16 protein-coding genes are annotated in these 16,371 nt (G+C 59.9%); 11 read left to right on the top strand and 5 right to left on the bottom strand.

Translation table 11 applies throughout. The features are described 5' to 3' along the window. Positions 1 to 121: 121 nt before the first annotated feature. The 8 genes from cobU (at position 122) to D8U73_RS17790 (ending at position 5,479) form a co-directional block, all read left to right on the top strand. Positions 122 to 643 carry a bifunctional adenosylcobinamide kinase/adenosylcobinamide-phosphate guanylyltransferase gene (gene cobU / locus D8U73_RS17760; protein WP_130905260.1) on the top strand — a complete coding sequence of 174 codons (522 nt, stop codon included), beginning with the start codon at positions 122 to 124 and terminating at the stop codon, positions 641 to 643. Then, positions 640 to 1,695 carry a nicotinate-nucleotide--dimethylbenzimidazole phosphoribosyltransferase gene (cobT, locus tag D8U73_RS17765; protein WP_130905261.1) on the top strand — a complete coding sequence of 352 codons (1,056 nt, stop codon included), beginning with the start codon at positions 640 to 642 and terminating at the stop codon, positions 1,693 to 1,695. Before cobU ends, cobT begins: the two co-directional genes overlap by 4 nt. Next, on the top strand, positions 1,692 to 2,267 hold the full coding sequence (gene cobC / locus D8U73_RS17770; RefSeq protein WP_130905262.1) for an alpha-ribazole phosphatase family protein: 576 nt from the start codon (positions 1,692 to 1,694) through the stop codon (positions 2,265 to 2,267). The genes cobT and cobC overlap by 4 nt, the downstream gene beginning before the upstream one ends. A gap of 2 nt (positions 2,268 to 2,269) precedes the next feature. Beyond that, positions 2,270 to 3,001 (top strand): adenosylcobinamide-GDP ribazoletransferase, encoded by a 732-nt coding sequence (locus tag D8U73_RS17775; protein WP_130905263.1) that lies wholly within the window; start codon positions 2,270 to 2,272, stop codon positions 2,999 to 3,001. Between the two features lie 54 nt (positions 3,002 to 3,055). Continuing rightward, positions 3,056 to 3,460, top strand: a complete 405-nt coding sequence (locus D8U73_RS17780; protein WP_056852929.1) for a MarR family transcriptional regulator — start codon at positions 3,056 to 3,058, stop codon at positions 3,458 to 3,460. Positions 3,461 to 3,512: 52 nt separating this feature from the next. Further along, positions 3,513 to 4,721 (top strand): MFS transporter, encoded by a 1,209-nt coding sequence (locus D8U73_RS17785; protein ID WP_056852928.1) that lies wholly within the window; start codon positions 3,513 to 3,515, stop codon positions 4,719 to 4,721. Further along, positions 4,718 to 4,840 (top strand): hypothetical protein, encoded by a 123-nt coding sequence (locus tag D8U73_RS29685; RefSeq protein WP_277751642.1) that lies wholly within the window; start codon positions 4,718 to 4,720, stop codon positions 4,838 to 4,840. Before D8U73_RS17785 ends, D8U73_RS29685 begins: the two co-directional genes overlap by 4 nt. Before the next feature lie 69 nt (positions 4,841 to 4,909). Further along, the gene (locus D8U73_RS17790) at positions 4,910 to 5,479 is read left to right on the top strand and encodes a redoxin domain-containing protein (RefSeq protein ID WP_130905264.1); all 570 of its coding nucleotides are present in this window, start codon (positions 4,910 to 4,912) and stop codon (positions 5,477 to 5,479) included. Positions 5,480 to 5,568: 89 nt separating this feature from the next. Here D8U73_RS17790 and D8U73_RS17795 read toward each other — a convergent pair whose 3' ends face one another. The 3 genes from D8U73_RS17795 to D8U73_RS17805 all read right to left on the bottom strand — a co-directional run bounded on the left by D8U73_RS17795 (position 5,569) and on the right by D8U73_RS17805 (position 7,972). Continuing rightward, entirely contained in the window at positions 5,569 to 6,840 is a 1,272-nt protein-coding gene (locus tag D8U73_RS17795) for an outer membrane protein transport protein (protein WP_056852926.1), read from the bottom strand. 147 nt (positions 6,841 to 6,987) lie between these two features. Further along, positions 6,988 to 7,470 carry a hypothetical protein gene (locus D8U73_RS17800; RefSeq protein WP_056852925.1) on the bottom strand — a complete coding sequence of 161 codons (483 nt, stop codon included), beginning with the start codon at positions 7,468 to 7,470 and terminating at the stop codon, positions 6,988 to 6,990. Between the two features lie 277 nt (positions 7,471 to 7,747). After that, the gene (locus tag D8U73_RS17805; RefSeq protein ID WP_003204606.1) at positions 7,748 to 7,972 is read right to left on the bottom strand and encodes a hypothetical protein; all 225 of its coding nucleotides are present in this window, start codon (positions 7,970 to 7,972) and stop codon (positions 7,748 to 7,750) included. A gap of 985 nt (positions 7,973 to 8,957) precedes the next feature. Between D8U73_RS17805 and D8U73_RS17815 the strand changes: the two genes are divergently transcribed. Together D8U73_RS17815 and rmuC are read left to right on the top strand one after the other, a co-directional pair. Beyond that, on the top strand, positions 8,958 to 9,281 hold the full coding sequence (locus D8U73_RS17815) for a hypothetical protein (protein WP_082557531.1): 324 nt from the start codon (positions 8,958 to 8,960) through the stop codon (positions 9,279 to 9,281). Between the two features lie 196 nt (positions 9,282 to 9,477). Continuing rightward, positions 9,478 to 10,821 (top strand): DNA recombination protein RmuC, encoded by a 1,344-nt coding sequence (rmuC, locus tag D8U73_RS17820; RefSeq protein WP_177434392.1) that lies wholly within the window; start codon positions 9,478 to 9,480, stop codon positions 10,819 to 10,821. 15 nt (positions 10,822 to 10,836) lie between these two features. Here rmuC and D8U73_RS17825 read toward each other — a convergent pair whose 3' ends face one another. Continuing rightward, the gene (locus D8U73_RS17825; RefSeq protein WP_056852922.1) at positions 10,837 to 14,307 is read right to left on the bottom strand and encodes a PAS domain-containing hybrid sensor histidine kinase/response regulator; all 3,471 of its coding nucleotides are present in this window, start codon (positions 14,305 to 14,307) and stop codon (positions 10,837 to 10,839) included. 135 nt (positions 14,308 to 14,442) lie between these two features. Then, on the bottom strand, positions 14,443 to 14,979 hold the full coding sequence (locus tag D8U73_RS17830; protein ID WP_130905266.1) for a TetR/AcrR family transcriptional regulator: 537 nt from the start codon (positions 14,977 to 14,979) through the stop codon (positions 14,443 to 14,445). Between the two features lie 151 nt (positions 14,980 to 15,130). Here D8U73_RS17830 and D8U73_RS17835 point away from each other — a divergent pair, with 151 nt between their 5' ends. Next, positions 15,131 to 16,327 carry an MFS transporter gene (locus D8U73_RS17835; RefSeq protein ID WP_130905267.1) on the top strand — a complete coding sequence of 399 codons (1,197 nt, stop codon included), beginning with the start codon at positions 15,131 to 15,133 and terminating at the stop codon, positions 16,325 to 16,327. The last annotated feature ends 44 nt before the right edge of the window (positions 16,328 to 16,371 follow it).

Below are 16,371 nucleotides of genomic sequence, written 5' to 3' on the forward strand. Positions count from 1 at the left end.
GGCAAGCCTTGCTCCGACAATTTCGCAGCGAGCCGCAATTGTGTGGTTGACACAAAACTGTAGGAGCAAGGCTTGCCCGCGATGACGTCAGTCGATTCACCAATATTTATAGGAAGTAACCATGCTGCAACTGATCCTCGGCGGCGCCCGCTCCGGCAAAAGTCGCCTGGCCGAAAAACTGGCGGCTGACAGCCAATTGCCGGTGACCTACATCGCTACCAGCCAGCCGCTTGATGGTGAAATGAATGAGCGGGTCGCCCATCACCGCGCCCGTCGCCCAGCCGAGTGGAACCTCATTGAAGAACCGCTGCAACTGGCCCGCGTCCTGCGGGAAAACGCGCGCGCCGATCATTGCCTGTTGGTGGATTGCCTGACGCTGTGGCTGACCAACCTGCTGATGCTCGACGACGCTGAGCGCTTGTGCGCCGAACGTGATGCCTTGCTGGAGTGCCTGGTGTCGCTGCCGGGTGAAATCATTTTTGTCAGCAACGAGACCGGAATGGGTGTCGTGCCGCTGGGCGAATTGACTCGCCGCTTTGTCGATGAAGCCGGTTGGCTGCATCAAGCTCTGGCCGAACGCTGTCAGCGAGTCGTCCTGACCGTTGCCGGCTTGCCCCTGACTCTGAAAGGAACTGCGTTATGACCTCATCCTGGTGGCTGGCCCCGTGCAAACCGCTCGACACCCAAGTGCTCGAACTGGCGCAAGCGCGGCAACAGCAACTGACCAAACCGGCCGGTTCCCTCGGTCAGCTCGAGTCGCTGGCTGTTCAATTGGCCGGCCTGCAAGGGCAGGTGAAACCCGGCCTGGATCAAGTGTGGATTGCGATTTTCGCCGGTGATCATGGCGTGGTCGCCGAAGGGGTGTCGGCGTACCCCCAGGAAGTCACCGGGCAAATGCTGCACAACTTCGTCAACGGTGGTGCGGCGATCAGCGTGTTGGCGCGACAGTTGGGTGCATCCCTGGAAGTGGTCGATCTCGGCACCGTAACGCCGTCGTTGAATCTGCCGAACGTACGTCATCTGAACATCGGCCCTGGCACGGCGAATTTCGTACAAGGGCCGGCGATGACTCAGGCGCAAGGCGAACTTGCATTGCAGGCCGGTCGCGACAGCGTGTTGCGTGCCATCACGACGGGCGCGCAACTGTTTATCGGTGGCGAGATGGGCATCGGCAACACCACCGCCGCCAGCGCCTTGGCCTGTGCCTTGCTCGATTGCCCGGTGATGCACCTGACCGGGCCGGGCACCGGCTTGAATGCAGAGGGGGTCAGCCATAAGGCTCAAGTGATCGAGCGGGCATTGACGTTGCACGCGGCTCAACGTGGTGATGCCTTGCTCACCCTGTTCAACCTCGGCGGTTTTGAAGTTGCAGCGTTGGTCGGGGCTTACCTGGCCTGTGCCCAGGAAGGCGTTGCGGTGCTGGTGGACGGGTTCATTTGCAGCGTTGCGGCATTGGTCGCGGTGCGATTGAACCCGCAATGCCGTCCGTGGCTTTTGTTCGCTCATCGTGGCGCCGAGCCGGGTCATCGGCATGTTTTGGAAACGCTGAATGCCGAACCGTTGCTCGATCTCGGACTGCGACTGGGCGAGGGCAGTGGTGCTGCGTTGGCGGTGCCGTTGCTGCGCCTGGCGTGTGATCTGCACGGGCAGATGGCGACCTTCGCCGAGGCCGCCGTGGCGGATCGTCCGGCATGACTTTGCACCTGGATCTGTTGCGTCACGGTGAGACCGAACTCGGCGGCGGCCTGCGCGGCAGCCTCGACGATGCGCTGACCGAGACGGGATGGGCGCAAATGCGCGCGGCGGTGTTCAGTCAAGGACCGTGGGATCGCCTGGTCAGCTCGCCATTGCAGCGGTGTGCGCGGTTCGCCCATGAGCTCGGTGAGCGATTGGCTTTGCCGGTCACGCTGGAAAAAGATCTGCAGGAACTGCATTTCGGCGCTTGGGAAGGGCAGAGCGCCGTCGAATTGATGAAAACCGATGCGCAGGCCCTGGGGCTATTTTGGGCTGATCCCTATGCGTTCACCCCTCCGGACGGTGAGCCGGTTGCGGATTTTTCTGCCAGGGTGCTTGCCGCCGTGGCGAGGTTGCAGGCCGCCTACGCCGGTGAACGGGTGTTGCTGATCAGCCATGGCGGCGTCATGCGTCTGCTGCTGGCCCAGGCACGGGGATTGCCGCGCGAGCAATTGCTGGGTGTCGAGGTCGGTCATGGTGCGTTGTTCTCGCTGTCGGTCGATGCCGATGGCGTGTTAAGGGAAGTGATCTGAGCATGTTGCCATTCTGGATCGCCCTGCAATTCCTCAGCAGTCTGCCGATCCGTCTGCCGGGAATGCCGACGCCTGAGCAGCTGGGACGCTCGCTGCTGTTCTATCCGCTGGTGGGGTTGTTGTTCGGCGTCATTCTGTGGGCGTTGAACTGGCTGATGCTGGGGACGCCTTTGCTGCTGCATGCGGCCCTGTTGTTGACGGTTTGGGTCCTGCTCAGTGGAGCGTTGCACCTGGATGGCCTGGCCGACAGTGCCGATGCCTGGCTGGGCGGTTTTGGTGATCGCGAACGGACGTTGACGATCATGAAAGATCCGCGCAGCGGTCCGATCGCGGTGGTGGCGCTGGTGTTGGTGTTGCTGCTGAAATTCTGCGCGTTGCTGGCGCTGATCGAGCAGTCCCATGCGCTGGCCCTGATCATCGTGCCCCTGATCGGCCGAACTGCGTTGCTGGGGTTGTTCCTGACCACCCCTTATGTGCGCGCAGGCGGTTTGGGCCAGGCGCTCGCCGATCATCTTCCGCGCTCGGCGGGCAAGCAGATAATGGTCGCAAGCGCCGTGGTCTGTGTGCTGATTGCGGGGTTTGGCGGTGTTCTGGCGCTGGCGCTGGCGGCGGCAATGTTTGTCTGGCTGCGGCAGATGATGCTACGGCGATTGGGTGGAACCACGGGCGATACCGCCGGGGCGCTGCTGGAACTGCTGGAAGTTGCAGTGCTGGTGGGCTTGGCGTTTTTCTGAACTTCACCCATCATGCGACTTGATTTAACACAACCGCGGGTATATACACGCACCATGCTCGAATCCCAATGTTTATGTATCAACCTGCGTCGCGCCGCCCGTGGCGTCAGCAGGCATTACGACGGCGCACTCGACGGCTTCGGGATCAATGTCGCGCAGTATTCTTTGCTGTGTAATTTGCAACGGCTGGATCAACCGAGCATTTCCACCCTCGCCGAAGCGATGGGGCTGGACCGCAGCACGCTGGGGCGCAATCTGCGTGTGCTGGAGGGCGAAGGGTTGGTGATGCTGGTCGAGGGCGAGGACATGCGCAATCGCATCGTCAGGCTGACCGAAGCCGGAGCAGAGCGTTTAAAAGCAGCCCTGCCGGCGTGGGAGGCGGCGCAACAGCGCTTGATCGATCGCCTGGGCGCTGAAAAGCGCGAAACATTACTGAAGTTGCTGGATGAACTGGCTTGATGCCAGTTTGTTCGATCTTAAGCGGGTATATACCCGCGACCGGAGAACAATAATGACATCGATGTGGCGTACATGTGGTTGGGTTCTGTTGGGGAGTGCGCTGATTCTTGCGTTGTCTCTGGGGGTGCGGCATGGCTTCGGGCTGTTCCTGGCGCCGATGAGTGCCGAATTCGGCTGGGGACGCGAGGTGTTTGCCTTTGCCATCGCCCTGCAGAATCTGATCTGGGGACTCGCACAGCCCTTTACTGGCGCGTTGGCCGATCGCTTCGGCGCGGCGAAAGTCGTGCTCATCGGCGGTGTGCTGTACGCCCTGGGTCTGGTGTTCATGGGCCTGTCGGATTCGCCGGCGACCCTGTCCCTGAGCGCCGGTCTGCTGATCGGGATTGGTCTGTCGGGTACCTCATTTTCAGTGATTCTCGGGGTGGTCGGGCGCGCAGTGCCGCCGGAAAAACGCAGCATGGGCATGGGCATTGCCAGCGCCGCCGGTTCGTTCGGTCAGTTCGCCATGCTGCCCGGCACGCTCGGATTGATTGGCTGGCTCGGTTGGTCAGCGGCGCTGCTGGCCTTGGGGCTGTTGGTGGCGCTGATCGTGCCGCTGGTGAGCATGCTCAAGGACAAGCCATTGCCAGTGCTTGGCCATGAGCAAACCCTCTCGGAAGCACTGCGTGAGGCCTGTTCTCACTCCGGGTTCTGGCTGCTGGCATTCGGTTTCTTTGTCTGTGGTTTTCAAGTGGTCTTTATCGGCGTGCACTTGCCAGCGTATCTAGTCGATCAGCATCTGCCTGCCACCGTCGGTACGACTGTTCTGGCGTTGATTGGCTTATTCAATATCTTCGGCACCTACACCGCCGGCTGGCTCGGCGGGCGCATGTCCAAGCCGCGTTTGCTTACCGGTTTGTACCTGTTGCGGGCCGTGGTGATCGCGCTGTTCCTGTGGGCGCCGGTGACCACGACGACGGCGTACCTGTTCGGAATGGCCATGGGCTTCCTGTGGTTGTCGACGGTGCCGCTGACCAACGGCACCGTCGCAACCTTGTTCGGCGTACGAAACCTGTCCATGCTCGGAGGTATCGTTTTTCTCTTTCATCAACTGGGTTCGTTCCTTGGCGGCTGGTTGGGCGGGGTGGTGTACGACCGGACCGGGAGCTATGACTTGATCTGGCAGGTCGCGATTCTTCTGAGCTTGATGGCCGCCGCGCTGAACTGGCCGGTGCGTGAGCGACCGGTTGCGCGCCTGCAAACACAAATGAGCACGACATGAACAGTCTCTGGCCGCATATCACCATTTTTGCCCTCTGCGCCGGGTTGCTCGCTGTGGCCTGGTGGGGTTGGCATCAGGGCGGCCTGGCGTTGATGCAATTGGGCATGGGGGCGTGTTAGGACGCTTGCTAGCGGGAGGGTAGGACGAGTAACTTCGATGTCACCCGAATCACTCAAGGAAGCACCGATATGCTGATGCGCTGGTTGGCAGTTCCCGCGTTACTGGTAGCGTTTACCGGATTGGCTCAAGCGGCAGAGTGCCCGGCGCTGCTACAGGGCTCGTTGCCCAAGCTGCGTTCCAATGAGTCCATCGACCTGTGCCAGCGCTTCGCCGGCAAGCCGCTGGTGGTGGTCAATACGGCGAGCTTCTGTGGCTTCGCCCCGCAGTTCAAAGGTCTTGAGGCGCTCAATCAGCGCTATAAGGAACAAGGCTTGGAAGTGATCGGTGTGCCGTCCAATGACTTCAAACAGGAGTCCAAGGACGGTGCCGAAACAGCCAAGGTCTGCTACGTCAACTACGGCGTGACGTTCACCATGACCGAGCCACAGAAAGTCCGGGGCGACGATGCCACGAACTTGTTCAAGGTACTCGGCAAACAGTCCGAAAATCCGCCGAAATGGAATTTCTACAAATACGTGGTCGACCGTCAAGGCAAGGTGGTCGCCAGCTTCTCCAGCTTGACCAAGCCTGACGATCCCGACTTCATCGCCGCAGTGGAAAAGGCTCTGGCCTCGCCACCCCTGGCCTCCGCTCCCTGATCGACAGCCACAAAAAAGCCCCGCCTCTGTACCAGAGCGCGGGGCTTTTTTTGATTGCGCGGGCGAGGGGTCAGGCTCGCCGCGAATTATCAGAAACGGTAGGTCGCACCGACGCCGAAACCGTTCGCCGAGTTTTCATACTTGGCGCTGTAGGCCTGACGGCCATTGCTGTTGTTGACGTTGACCGATTCTTCCCACAGGTAGGAGTACGCCACGTCGATGGTCAGGTCGTCGGTCGGGCTCCAGCCGGCGCCCAGGCTGAAAATCTTGCGATCGCCCGTCGGGATGCGTGGGGAACGGTTTTCGTTGTTGGTTGGTGCCTGGTCAACCGAGAAACCGGTGCGCAGTACCCACTGCTTGTTCAGCTGATACGAAGCACCGATGGCGTGAGCCCAGGTGTCGTGCCAGTTCTGTTCTTCGGTGATGGTGCCAAGACCACGTGCGGCCAGGGCAGCAGGAACGCCTTCGTTTTCCACGGTGATTTCTTTCAGGCGGCTCCAGCGAGTCCAGGTGCTGCCTGCATAGAGAGTCCACTGGTCGTCGAGCTGGTGGGTAACCGAGAAGTCAACCGACTCGGGCGTGGTCAGGTCCAGGGAAGCATCGAACTTCTGGTTCGGATTCTGGCCCAGGGCGCCGAGCAGGCCGTAGTTGACCTTGGTGTCACCGTCGAGCTTGTACTTCACTTTCGAGTGGTAGGTCAGGCCGACGCGAGTGCTGTCGGTGGCTTGCACCAGGATACCGATGTTGTAGCCCAGAGCCGTGTCGTCACCCTTGATCTTGACTTCACCATCCGGTGCGCGCGGGTCCAGCGACAGGTTGGATTCCAGCTTGCCGTCGATACGGTTGATGGTCGGGCCGAAACCGATCGACACCTTGTCGTTGAAGGCGTAGCTGACGGTTGGCTGCAGGGTGATGATTTTGACTTCGCTCTTGCTGCCGAAGTAGCGGCCGGCAAAGCCGTTTTCATAATCGGTTACCAGGCCGAACGGTGCATAGACACCGAAACCGACTGCCCATTGGTCATCGAGAGGCTTGACGTAATAGCCCATCGGCACGCCCATGAAAGGGACCATGTCACCTTTGTTGGTGCCGCCATTCGGACGGGAGCTGGCATCGCTGATGTCGGTGTGTGCGTCGATGAATGCAACACCACCGGTTACTTGTTCACGCTTGAGGCGGGACATGCCCGCAGGGTTGCCCACAAGTGTGGATGCGTCGTCGGCAACGGAAGATCGCCCGGCAAAACCAGTACCCATCCCGCTGATGCTTTGTTCGTTGAGGGCAAAGCCACTTGCGAAGATCTGGGTGGATGCCATGGCAACGGCGAGACTAATGGTGGTTTTGAGCATTACTTTTTTCATTATTAGAACTCCTGGTGATCACCGGGGCGAAAATTACCAACATTTTCGTCCCAGCGCTATAGGCTGTATGGCTTGATTTAGAGCGGTTTTGTAGGACAATCCGACCAGATTCGCAGCGTATTGTGCGATCTTTGGATCCAGAGTGTGTCAGCAGGCAACCTGATTCAGTGGTGATACACAGGTTTGCCAAGCGAAGGTGAAGTCTCTCAGGCGACCTTGGGGCTGGAAGGTCTGGCGCCAGATTCGGGCCATTCCCAGCAGGTCGTCTGCTTCGGGGAGCGGGGTGTTCTGTTCTTCGACCATCAGCCAGGCGATGGCGGTGGCGTAACGCAGGTTGACGGTCAATTCGACGTGCGGGCCACTGAGAAAGGCATGTTGGCTGGCGAGGCCACGGACCAGGCTTGCGCGTTCGGGATCGAGCGCCAGGTAGTGGTCCCAAAGTGCCTGATGGCGAGGTTCGGCGATACGGTAGAGGCCGTGGCCACGGCGGTCGTGAAGGGCGGAACCAAGGGCTGACTGACTGGCGGCAATGCCCAGCAGCAGGGATTCGGCAGTTGCGCTATGGCGTCCAAGGTAGATCAGCGTCGGACGAATCACATAACGGCACAGTTCGCTGGCAGCGATACCCATAAAACCCTCGAAACCATGAATTGGACGGCGATACCTGAACAGGGCCTTGGCAGCAATGGATCGAATCAGGCTCGCCGAAAGCGGATCAAGCCGCTTGAGTTGAAGTGTAGTGTCATATTCGCTGCGTAAAGGACTGTTTTTAAAATATTTCCAGCTTCCAGTTATAACCGTTATACCGGTTGGTGCTTAGCCGCTTTGCGGGCAAACTGAAATTTCAGGCAACAAAAAGCCCCGCTTTTGAGAGCGGGGCTTTTGGTATTTCAGCCTTGCTGGCGTCTCAGGCAACCAGTGCCTGACGAGTACGTTCGATCACGGCCTGCAGCGGTTCAGCGCTGGAGTATTGATCGGGGTACAGGCGTTCGCTGTGTCGGGCGATGCCGTGTTCGTTGACCAGGGTAAAACTGAAGCAGCCTTTGCGAGCGGCCATGATCAGGCAGTTCATTGGTGCAAAAGCGTTGGTTAGGGTGCGGATGGCATCCTGTGCATGGATTTGAGTAGACATAGTCATGGTGTTCCTACAAGCGACACGGATAAGAGCCGTGCAAAATTAAAACGTTCCAGTGACGACGACCACCGTTGGTCGAGCGAAGAACCTGACTGGAACAAAGCAGCCAGTTTGAAGCGCTGATAAATTGGCGCGCTTGGGCTGGCAGGTAGGTACTTAGGAGGGCAGGCAACACATCAAGGGCTAAGGTTCTGGGCCCGGGGTGAGGATCCTGATCAATTTGCAGGTTGGTTCGGTCAGAGTAAGCGAGCCTGGCAACACCCTTTGCTTTCGATTCAAAGGCTGTGTTGACGCAAGATTTACCTGGAAACCATCGAGGTGGTCGATCCCGCTTTTATCGGTTGGGCTTCCATCGGGAAGGCAGTCCGGGGGGATTTGTTCGACCAGAATTGACTTTCAGCTTGGTACTAACGCCGGGGATACTAACGGATTGAATCGGCAAAGGGAAGTGTGATAGCCACAGGAATATCCAAGGGGGCCTGGAACAGCCGTAAAAAAACCGACATGAGCCCTGATAGCGAGCTTGGATGATCCGGATTCCGACCGATGGTCATGACCATCCGACGGATGACAAACGGCCTGGAATGCGGGTTTGCCGCGATTTATCCCCAGGACCGATGCCAAATCGCGCCGAAAAAACGCCTCGATATAACCATCGGCGAGCTACTTGTACACATTAGTTGCACAGACTGTAACGCCACTGTCATCCCGCTCCAGAGAGGAGTGGGTGCCTGTAACCAAAATTTAAGTCAATGAAAAACATCGCTTTTTTTTACTGGTGAAAAAATCGTCAGTTTGACTGCAGGCCCCATTCCACAGGGCTTTGCGGCTCTTCAAGGGCGGTTGTCCACTGAGTTATCCACAGCTTCTGTGGATTGTCCCGAGCGCTTGCGCTAGGACGGGCGTGCCGGGATTTTTTCAGCTTTACCTGTAAGAAAAAAAGAGTAGAGTGGCGCGCCTTCCGATCTGCCCACAGTGCTTTATGAAGTTTCGTACACCATCCGATTCCTCTTCCTCCAAAACATCCACTGTTGCCCCTCCCAAGCGTTTTTCGATGCGGGTTGCAGAGTGGTTGCTGGACAGTCCGCGACTGGGCGAAAACCCGAATGTCAAACACATCGCCGGGCGTTTGCTCAAACAACCTGCCCGTGAGGGCGTGGTGGCCGCGCAAAGCCGCCTGGGCCAACTGATGTGCCGCGAATGCGGGAATGCCCGGGACCGCCGGATCGGCCAGGACCTGTTGCGGCAGGCCGCACGGGCGGGTGATCAGCGCGCACAACAGGAACTGGGGCTGATCGAAGACTGAGCTGTCCAAGACCTGACGCCTTGGTTAACCTTCAAACTTTAATTCGAAGGCAGGAATGGCTATGGCTATGGACTTGACCAGCGCCTTGCTCGGTCTGGCAGGCGCTGCGTTGCCTTTGCTGGTATTGGCCTGGCAGCTTCAGCGCCGGGCGAGCAACTCGCAAGCGGACGTTGCGTTACTGGAAGAGCGTCTGGCCATGGCCCAACTGGCGCAGGATGGCTTGAGTTCACAACTTGAAACCTGTCGCGATGAAATCGCTGATCTGGGGCAGGCCAATGCCGCCAGGCAGGCAGATTTGGCCGCTGTGCGCCGTGAAGTCGAGTTGTTGCAGATCGAACGCGATGACGCCCGGGATGCTGCCCATGCCTGGAACATCGAGCGCGCCGGCAAGGAAGCCGAGTTGCGGCGCCTGGATGCCCAGGCCGCCTCGCTCAAGGCTGAACTGCGCGAACAACAGGAAAGCCATCAACAACGCCTCAACGACCTGCAGGGCTCCCGAGACGAGTTGCGCGCGCAGTTCGCCGAGTTGGCGGGGAAAATCTTCGATGAGCGTGAACAGCGTTTTGCCGAAACCAGCCAGCAGCGTCTGGGACAATTGCTTGACCCACTGAAAGAACGCATTCAATCGTTCGAAAAACGTGTCGAGGAAAGTTATCAGGCCGAGGCGCGCGAGCGCTTCTCCCTGGCCAAGGAACTGGAACGCCTGCAACAGCTTAATCTGCGCCTGAGCGACGAAGCCACCAACCTGACCCGTGCCTTGAAAGGGCAGAAGACCCAGGGCAACTGGGGCGAGTTGATCCTGGAGCGGGTACTCGAACATGCCGGCCTGGAAAAAGGCCGTGAGTACCAGACTCAGGTCAATCTCAAGGGGCCGGACGGCGAGCGTTTCCAGCCCGACGTGATCATCTATTTGCCCGGCGACAAGCAGGTGGTGGTCGACTCCAAAGTCAGCCTCACGGCTTATCAGCAATACGTGGCGGCCGAGGACGAAGGCATCAGCCAGATCGCCATCAAGCAGCACGTGCTGTCTCTGCGTAATCACGTCAAAGGCCTGGCCGGCAAGGATTACAAGCGGCTCGACGGTTTGCACAGCCTGGATTTCGTGTTGCTGTTCGTGCCGATCGAAGCAGCGTTTTCCGCGGCATTGCAGGCCGAGCCGACGCTTTTTCAGGAGGCGTTCGACCGCAACATCGTGATCGTCAGCCCAACCACGTTGCTCGCGACACTGCGGGTTATCGACAGCCTGTGGAAGCAGGAACGACAAAGCCAGAACGCCCGGGAAATCGCCGAACGAGCCGGGTGGCTGTACGACAAGTTTGTGTTGTTTATCCAGGACCTGGACGAGGTGGGCAATCGCCTGCAGCAACTGGACAAGGCCTACAGCTCGGCGCGTAACAAGTTGACCGAAGGGCGCGGCAATCTGGTCAGTCGCAGCGAGCAACTGAAGTTGCTCGGGGCCAGGGCAAGCAAGAGTTTGCCCGCAGATTTGCTGGAGCGGGCGATGACCGATGTCGATGGCTTGGTCGAGTTGCCGGAATAAGGGTTTTCGCTGGCGCTACAACGGCAAATGCCGGCTCAACAACGCTCGCAACGCCGCGGGTTTGACCGGCTTGGTCAGGTAATCCAGTCCGGCCGCATGTACCTGAGCGATGGTCTCTGGCCGCCCGTCGGCGCTGATCACCACGCCCGGCACAGGCTCACCGAGTCGAGTTCGCAACCACGCCATCAATTCGGTTCCGGTCTCGCCGTCATCCAGGTGGTAATCGACCAACGCCAATTGTGGTCGCATCCCCTCAGCGAGCAGGGTCATGCACTCTTCGCGGTTGCGTGCGGTCCAGACCTGGCAACCCCAGCGCGTCAGCAAGCTGTTCATGCCGATCAGAATGCTGTCCTCATTGTCGATGCACAGCACCTGGCCGCCATTGAGCAACTTGCCATTGAGTTCGACAGCCTTGGCGGGCAGCGCCGTTTGCGCTCGGGCCAGCGGTACTCGGACGCTGAATACGCTGCCGCGTCCTGGCCAAGAGCGTACAAGCAAGGTGTGACCCAGCACGCGGCACAGACCATCGGCAATCGCCAGGCCCAACCCCAGGCCTTTTTCCGCCCGTGTCTGATGGCTGTCGAGACGTTTGAATTCTTCGAAAATCACCTGCTGCTTGTCTGCCGGAATACCCGGTCCGCGGTCCCAGACTTCCAGGCACAGCTCGCCTTTGCGTCGCCGAACCCCAAGCAACACGGGGCCTTTGGCGTAGCGGAAGGCGTTGGTGAGGAAATTCTGCAGGATTCGGCGCAGCAGTTTGATGTCGCTGTCGATGCGCAGCTTGCTGCCCCGGACACGGAATTGCAGGCCTTGCTCACGAGCCAACGCCTTGAATTCGGCGCCAAGGGTGTCGAACAATTCACTGAGGGCAAATGGCTTGGGATCAGGATTGATCTTGCCGTTTTCCAGGCGGGAAATGTCCAGCAGATCGCTGATCAAGTCTTCGGCAGAACGCAGCGAGCTATCCAGGTGCTGGATCAGTTTTTGCGCCTCACCGGGCAAACCGTCGTGCTGATGAGTCAAGGCCGCGGAAAACAGCCGCGCAGCGTTCAGTGGCTGCATCAAATCATGGCTGACCGCTGCCAGGAATCTGGTCTTCGATTGGTTGGCCGCCTCGGCGGTGCCCTTGGCTTCGGTCAGCGCGACGTTGAGTTGTGAGAGCTCGCGGGTACGCTCAGCTACCCGCTGTTCCAGGCTCTCGTTGGCTTCGGTCAGCGCCTGCTCGGCCTCGCGGAATGGGGTGATGTCGGTGAAACTCATGACAAAACCACCACCCGGCATTGGGTTGCCGATCAGTTCGATCACCCGCCCGTTGGGGAACAATCGCTCCGACGTATGCGCACGCCCCTGGCGCATCCAGTGCAGGCGCCGGGCGACGTGTACTTCGGCTTCGCCGGGGCCGCACAGTCCCCGTTCGGCGTTGTAGCGGATGATGTCGGCGATGGGGCGACCCACGCTGATCAAGCCGTCCGGGTAGTTGAACAGCTCCAGATAGCGCCGGTTCCAGGCCACCAGTTTCAGTGACTGGTCGACCACGCTGATGCCTTGGGTAATGTTCTCGATGGCGCCTTGCAGCAGCGCACGGTTGAATTGCAGGACTTCCGAGGCTTCATCGGCGATCCGCACGACGTCCTCCAGTTGCATCTCCCGACCTTCGATGGCCGCCTTTACCACCGCCCGCGTCGACGAGGCGCCCAGTACGCCGGCGAGCAGGCGTTCGGTATGGGCGATCCATTCACCGTCGGCATTCTGGTTCGGGTTGAAGCCTTTGCCCTGGCGATAGGCAAAGCGGATGAAGCTCTGGCGGGCGCGTTCTTCGCCGACGAAGCGGGCGGCCAATTGCAGCAAGTCGTCGATCTGTACCGCGAGCATCGAGCGCGCGCTGGGGCGGGCGCTGATTTCCTGGCCGATGAAACGGCCAGCCTGCCAGTGTTCCGACACGCGGGTGCGCGACAGCACCGAGACCCAGGCAAACAGGGTGAAGTTACCCGCCAGAGACAGCACCACGCCTTGAGTCAGCGGGGTGATCGGCAGGTTCAGCGGATTGCCGTGCAGCCAGGCCAAGCCCGGGAAACTGTTCAGGGACATGCCGAGGCTATGGGCGGCGATCGGCAGGATCAGCGTGTAAAACCACAGGAAGGTGCCGGCGGCGAGACCGGCAAACACGCCACGGCGGTTGGCCTGTTTCCAGTACAACGCGCCGAGCATCGCCGGTGCCAGTTGCGTGACCGCGGCGAAAGCGATCTGGCCGATGGTTGCCAGGCTGGCGGTCGAGCCCAGCAGCCGATAGCTCACGTAGGCCAGCAGCAGAATGACCACGATACTCACGCGGCGCACCGAGAGCATCCACTGGCGGAACACTTCGAATGGACGCTCGGCGTTGTTGCGGCGCAGCAGCCATGGCAACAGCATGTCGTTGGAAACCATGGTCGACAGTGCGACGCTGGCCACGATCACCATGCCGGTGGCGGCCGACGCACCGCCGATAAACGCCAGCAGCGCGAGGGCAGGGTGGGCCTGTGCCAAAGGCAGGCTGATAACGAAGGAATCCGGCAACACCGAGCTCGGCAACATCATCTGGCCGGCAAGGGCGATCGGTACGACAAACAATGCTGCCAAAGCGAGATAGGCCGGAAACACCCACTTCGCCAGACGCAGGTCTTGCGGGTCGATGTTTTCGACGACGGTCACATGGAATTGTCGCGGCAGGCAGATGATCGCCATCATCGCCACGCCGGTTTGCACCACCATCGACGGCCAGTTGATGGTTTCTTTCCAGTATTGCTCCAGGCGTGGGGCGAGCATGGCTTGATTGAACAGGTCATCGAAACCGTCGTACAAACCGAAGGTCACGAACGCGCCGACCGCCAGAAAGGCGAACAGCTTAACCAGTGACTCGAACGCAATCGCCAGCACCATGCCACGGTGGTGTTCAGTGGCATCGAGGTTGCGCGTACCGAAAACAATGGTGAACAGCGCCAGCACCAGCGACACCACCAGCGCGGTGTCCTGTGCGCGAACGCCCATGGCGTCGGCGCCCGCACCGATCAGCAGATTCACGCCGAGCACGATGCCCTTGAGCTGCAAGGCAATGTAGGGCAGCACGCCGACCAGGCAGATCAGCGCCACCACCACCGCCAGCGACTGGGATTTGCCATAGCGTGCGGCAATGAAGTCGGCAATCGAAGTGATGTTCTCCTGCTTGCTGATCATCACCATTTTTTGCAGGACCCACGGCGCCCCGATCAACAGCAGGATCGGTCCAAGGTAGATCGGCAGGAACGACCACAGCTGTTCGGCGGCCTGGCCAACGGCACCGAAGAACGTCCAGCTGGTGCAGTAGACGGCCAGTGACAGGCTGTACACCCAGGCACGCACCCGCGGCGGCAATGGCGCGCTGCGACGGTCACCGTAAAAGGCGATGGCGAACATGATGGCCATATAGGCCAGGGCGACGGCGGCGATCAGCCCGCTGGACAGCGACATGGGAACTCCCGGCAACCAAAGACACCCGGGCCTCCCGCCCGGACAGACAGTCTCGCACGATGGCAGGGGTTAGTCAGTGTCGACCAAGGTCGTGGCGTGGCGGGCTGTCGCAGGGGGCTGCTCTCGATAGGGTCGTCACTGAGTCAGTGCAATCTCGATCAATCGATGCAACTCCTCTACCTCCAGCGGCGCTTCGGAAAACAGGATGCGGAACACGATGGGCGCCGCGATCATGTTGATCAGCCGGTCGACACCGGGCTGTGGTTCATCCGGGTAGCGATCCAGAATGACCTGCAATTGCCCGCCAATGATCGTTGCGCAGTAGCTCGGCTTGAGGCTCGACTGCACGTCGCGCAGCATGTTGCGGCCGGGGGCTGAGCTCATCTCGTCCAGATACTGTTCCGCCCAGGCGCGCACATCACCCGCCAGGCTGCCGGTGTTGGCCGACTCGGTTTCCGGTTGCATGCGCGCAAGGGCGACGTCCGCGAGCAGCACCGACAATTCTCCCCACCGCCGGTAGATGGTCGACGGCGTGACCCCTGCGCGAGCAGCAATCTGCGGCACGGTGAGGGTGGCGCGGTCCTGTTCTTCAAGAAGCTCGCGCACGGCGTTATGAATCGATTCCTGTACCCGGGCGCTGCGGCCACCGGGACGTAAAGCGGGCGTGCTCATGATGTGTTTCCTGTTTCGCGGCGGAGTCTTTTCAAGGCAGCGCCGTTTCTAAAAAGCCATGCATCGGACCTTAACACAAAGAATTTGCTTTAAGCGCTATCCGGTAGCACACTCCGCAAAAGCAAAAAATTAGCTTTTGCGGAGTGTGCGCATGTCCAGTACTCGTTCGAACCGGTCCAGCCTGTGGTTCCTGGCAATCACCTTGCTCAGTTTTCTGGCGGCATCCACCGCGCCGACACCGTTGTATTACTTGTATCAGGAGCAAATGCAGTTCTCGGCTGCGGTGCTGACCCTGATTTTCGGTGTGTATGCCCTCAGTTTGCTGGCGGCGCTGCTGACGGTCGGTTCGCTCTCGGATTACCTGGGCCGCAAACCGGTGATCTTCACCGCGGTGCTACTGAACATCCTGGCGATGCTCATGTTTATTCATGCCGACAGTGTTACCTGGCTGATCAGTGCCCGCGTCCTGCAAGGCTTTGCCACCGGTATGGCGACCGCGGTGTTGAGCGCGACGCTACTCGATACGGACCGCCAGCATGGGCCGCTGATCAACAGCGTGGCACCCTTGATCGGCATGGCCATGGGCGGGTTGGGCTGCGGTTTGCTGGCGCAGTTTGCGCCGGCGCCACTGCACTTGACCTATTGGCTGCTGCTGGTCTTGTTTGCGATGCAGGCGGTGTACGTCTGGCGTTTGCCGGAAAGCGTTTCGCGACAGCCCGGCGCCTGGGCTTCATTACGTCCCACGCTGCATGTGCCCGTCCAGGCGCGTCCGACAATGTGGCGGGTGTTGCCGCTCAACACCGCGACCTGGGCGCTCGGTGGTTTCTACGCCTCACTGGCACCCTCGCTGGTACGCACGGCCACCGGCTCGACATCAAACTTGATCGGCGGCGCGACCGTCGCCGCTCTGACACTGACGGGCGCGCTGATGATCTACGCCTTGCGCAATCGCCCGGCCGCCCGGTCGCTGCAATTGGGAGCCAGCCTGCTGCCGATGGGTATCGTGTTGATTCTGCTGGGTGTACACGGTTCCAGCCTGACGTTGTTTTTCGTGGGCACGCTCATCGCCGGGTGTGGCTTTGGTTCCGGGTTTCTGGGGGCCGTGCGCAGTCTGGTGCCGCTGGCCTTGCCCCATGAGCGGGCGGGGTTGATGTCGGCGTACTACGTGCTCAGCTATCTGGCGTTCTGCCTGCCATCGTTGCTGGCCGGCAACCTTACGCACGGTTTTGGTCTAGTCAGAACCACTGATGGCTATGGTGTTGCATTGATCGTCCTGTCGCTGAGCGCTTTGTTTTCATTGATGCGCCAACGTAACGCCAGCATCAGCAATGCTTCAGGTCGTGCGTAATCTCCTGTAGGAGGTGTACATCTGCAAAATAGATAACAGTTAGA

The sequence above is a fragment of the Pseudomonas sp. Sample_22 genome, assembly GCF_004307635.1.
GTDB lineage: Bacteria > Pseudomonadota > Gammaproteobacteria > Pseudomonadales > Pseudomonadaceae > Aquipseudomonas.

What these genes read in the sequence shown, in the direction of transcription:
- cobC (WP_130905262.1), top strand. Translation starts at nt 1,692, where the DNA reads ATGACTTTGCACCTGGATCTGTTGCGTCACGGTGAGACCGAACTCGGC.
- cobT (WP_130905261.1), top strand. Translation starts at nt 640, where the DNA reads ATGACCTCATCCTGGTGGCTGGCCCCGTGCAAACCGCTCGACACCCAA.
- D8U73_RS17780 (WP_056852929.1), top strand. Translation starts at nt 3,056, where the DNA reads ATGCTCGAATCCCAATGTTTATGTATCAACCTGCGTCGCGCCGCCCGT.
- D8U73_RS17790 (WP_130905264.1), top strand. Translation starts at nt 4,910, where the DNA reads ATGCTGATGCGCTGGTTGGCAGTTCCCGCGTTACTGGTAGCGTTTACC.
- D8U73_RS17775 (WP_130905263.1), top strand. Translation starts at nt 2,270, where the DNA reads ATGTTGCCATTCTGGATCGCCCTGCAATTCCTCAGCAGTCTGCCGATC.
- D8U73_RS29685 (WP_277751642.1), top strand. Translation starts at nt 4,718, where the DNA reads ATGAACAGTCTCTGGCCGCATATCACCATTTTTGCCCTCTGCGCCGGG.
- D8U73_RS17815 (WP_082557531.1), top strand. Translation starts at nt 8,958, where the DNA reads ATGAAGTTTCGTACACCATCCGATTCCTCTTCCTCCAAAACATCCACT.
- D8U73_RS17830 (WP_130905266.1), bottom strand. Translation starts at nt 14,979, where the DNA reads ATGAGCACGCCCGCTTTACGTCCCGGTGGCCGCAGCGCCCGGGTACAG.
- D8U73_RS17825 (WP_056852922.1), bottom strand. Translation starts at nt 14,307, where the DNA reads ATGTCGCTGTCCAGCGGGCTGATCGCCGCCGTCGCCCTGGCCTATATG.
- cobU (WP_130905260.1), top strand. Translation starts at nt 122, where the DNA reads ATGCTGCAACTGATCCTCGGCGGCGCCCGCTCCGGCAAAAGTCGCCTG.
- D8U73_RS17785 (WP_056852928.1), top strand. Translation starts at nt 3,513, where the DNA reads ATGACATCGATGTGGCGTACATGTGGTTGGGTTCTGTTGGGGAGTGCG.
- D8U73_RS17800 (WP_056852925.1), bottom strand. Translation starts at nt 7,470, where the DNA reads ATGGGTATCGCTGCCAGCGAACTGTGCCGTTATGTGATTCGTCCGACG.
- rmuC (WP_177434392.1), top strand. Translation starts at nt 9,478, where the DNA reads ATGGCCCAACTGGCGCAGGATGGCTTGAGTTCACAACTTGAAACCTGT.
- D8U73_RS17805 (WP_003204606.1), bottom strand. Translation starts at nt 7,972, where the DNA reads ATGTCTACTCAAATCCATGCACAGGATGCCATCCGCACCCTAACCAAC.
- D8U73_RS17795 (WP_056852926.1), bottom strand. Translation starts at nt 6,840, where the DNA reads ATGAAAAAAGTAATGCTCAAAACCACCATTAGTCTCGCCGTTGCCATG.
- D8U73_RS17835 (WP_130905267.1), top strand. Translation starts at nt 15,131, where the DNA reads ATGTCCAGTACTCGTTCGAACCGGTCCAGCCTGTGGTTCCTGGCAATC.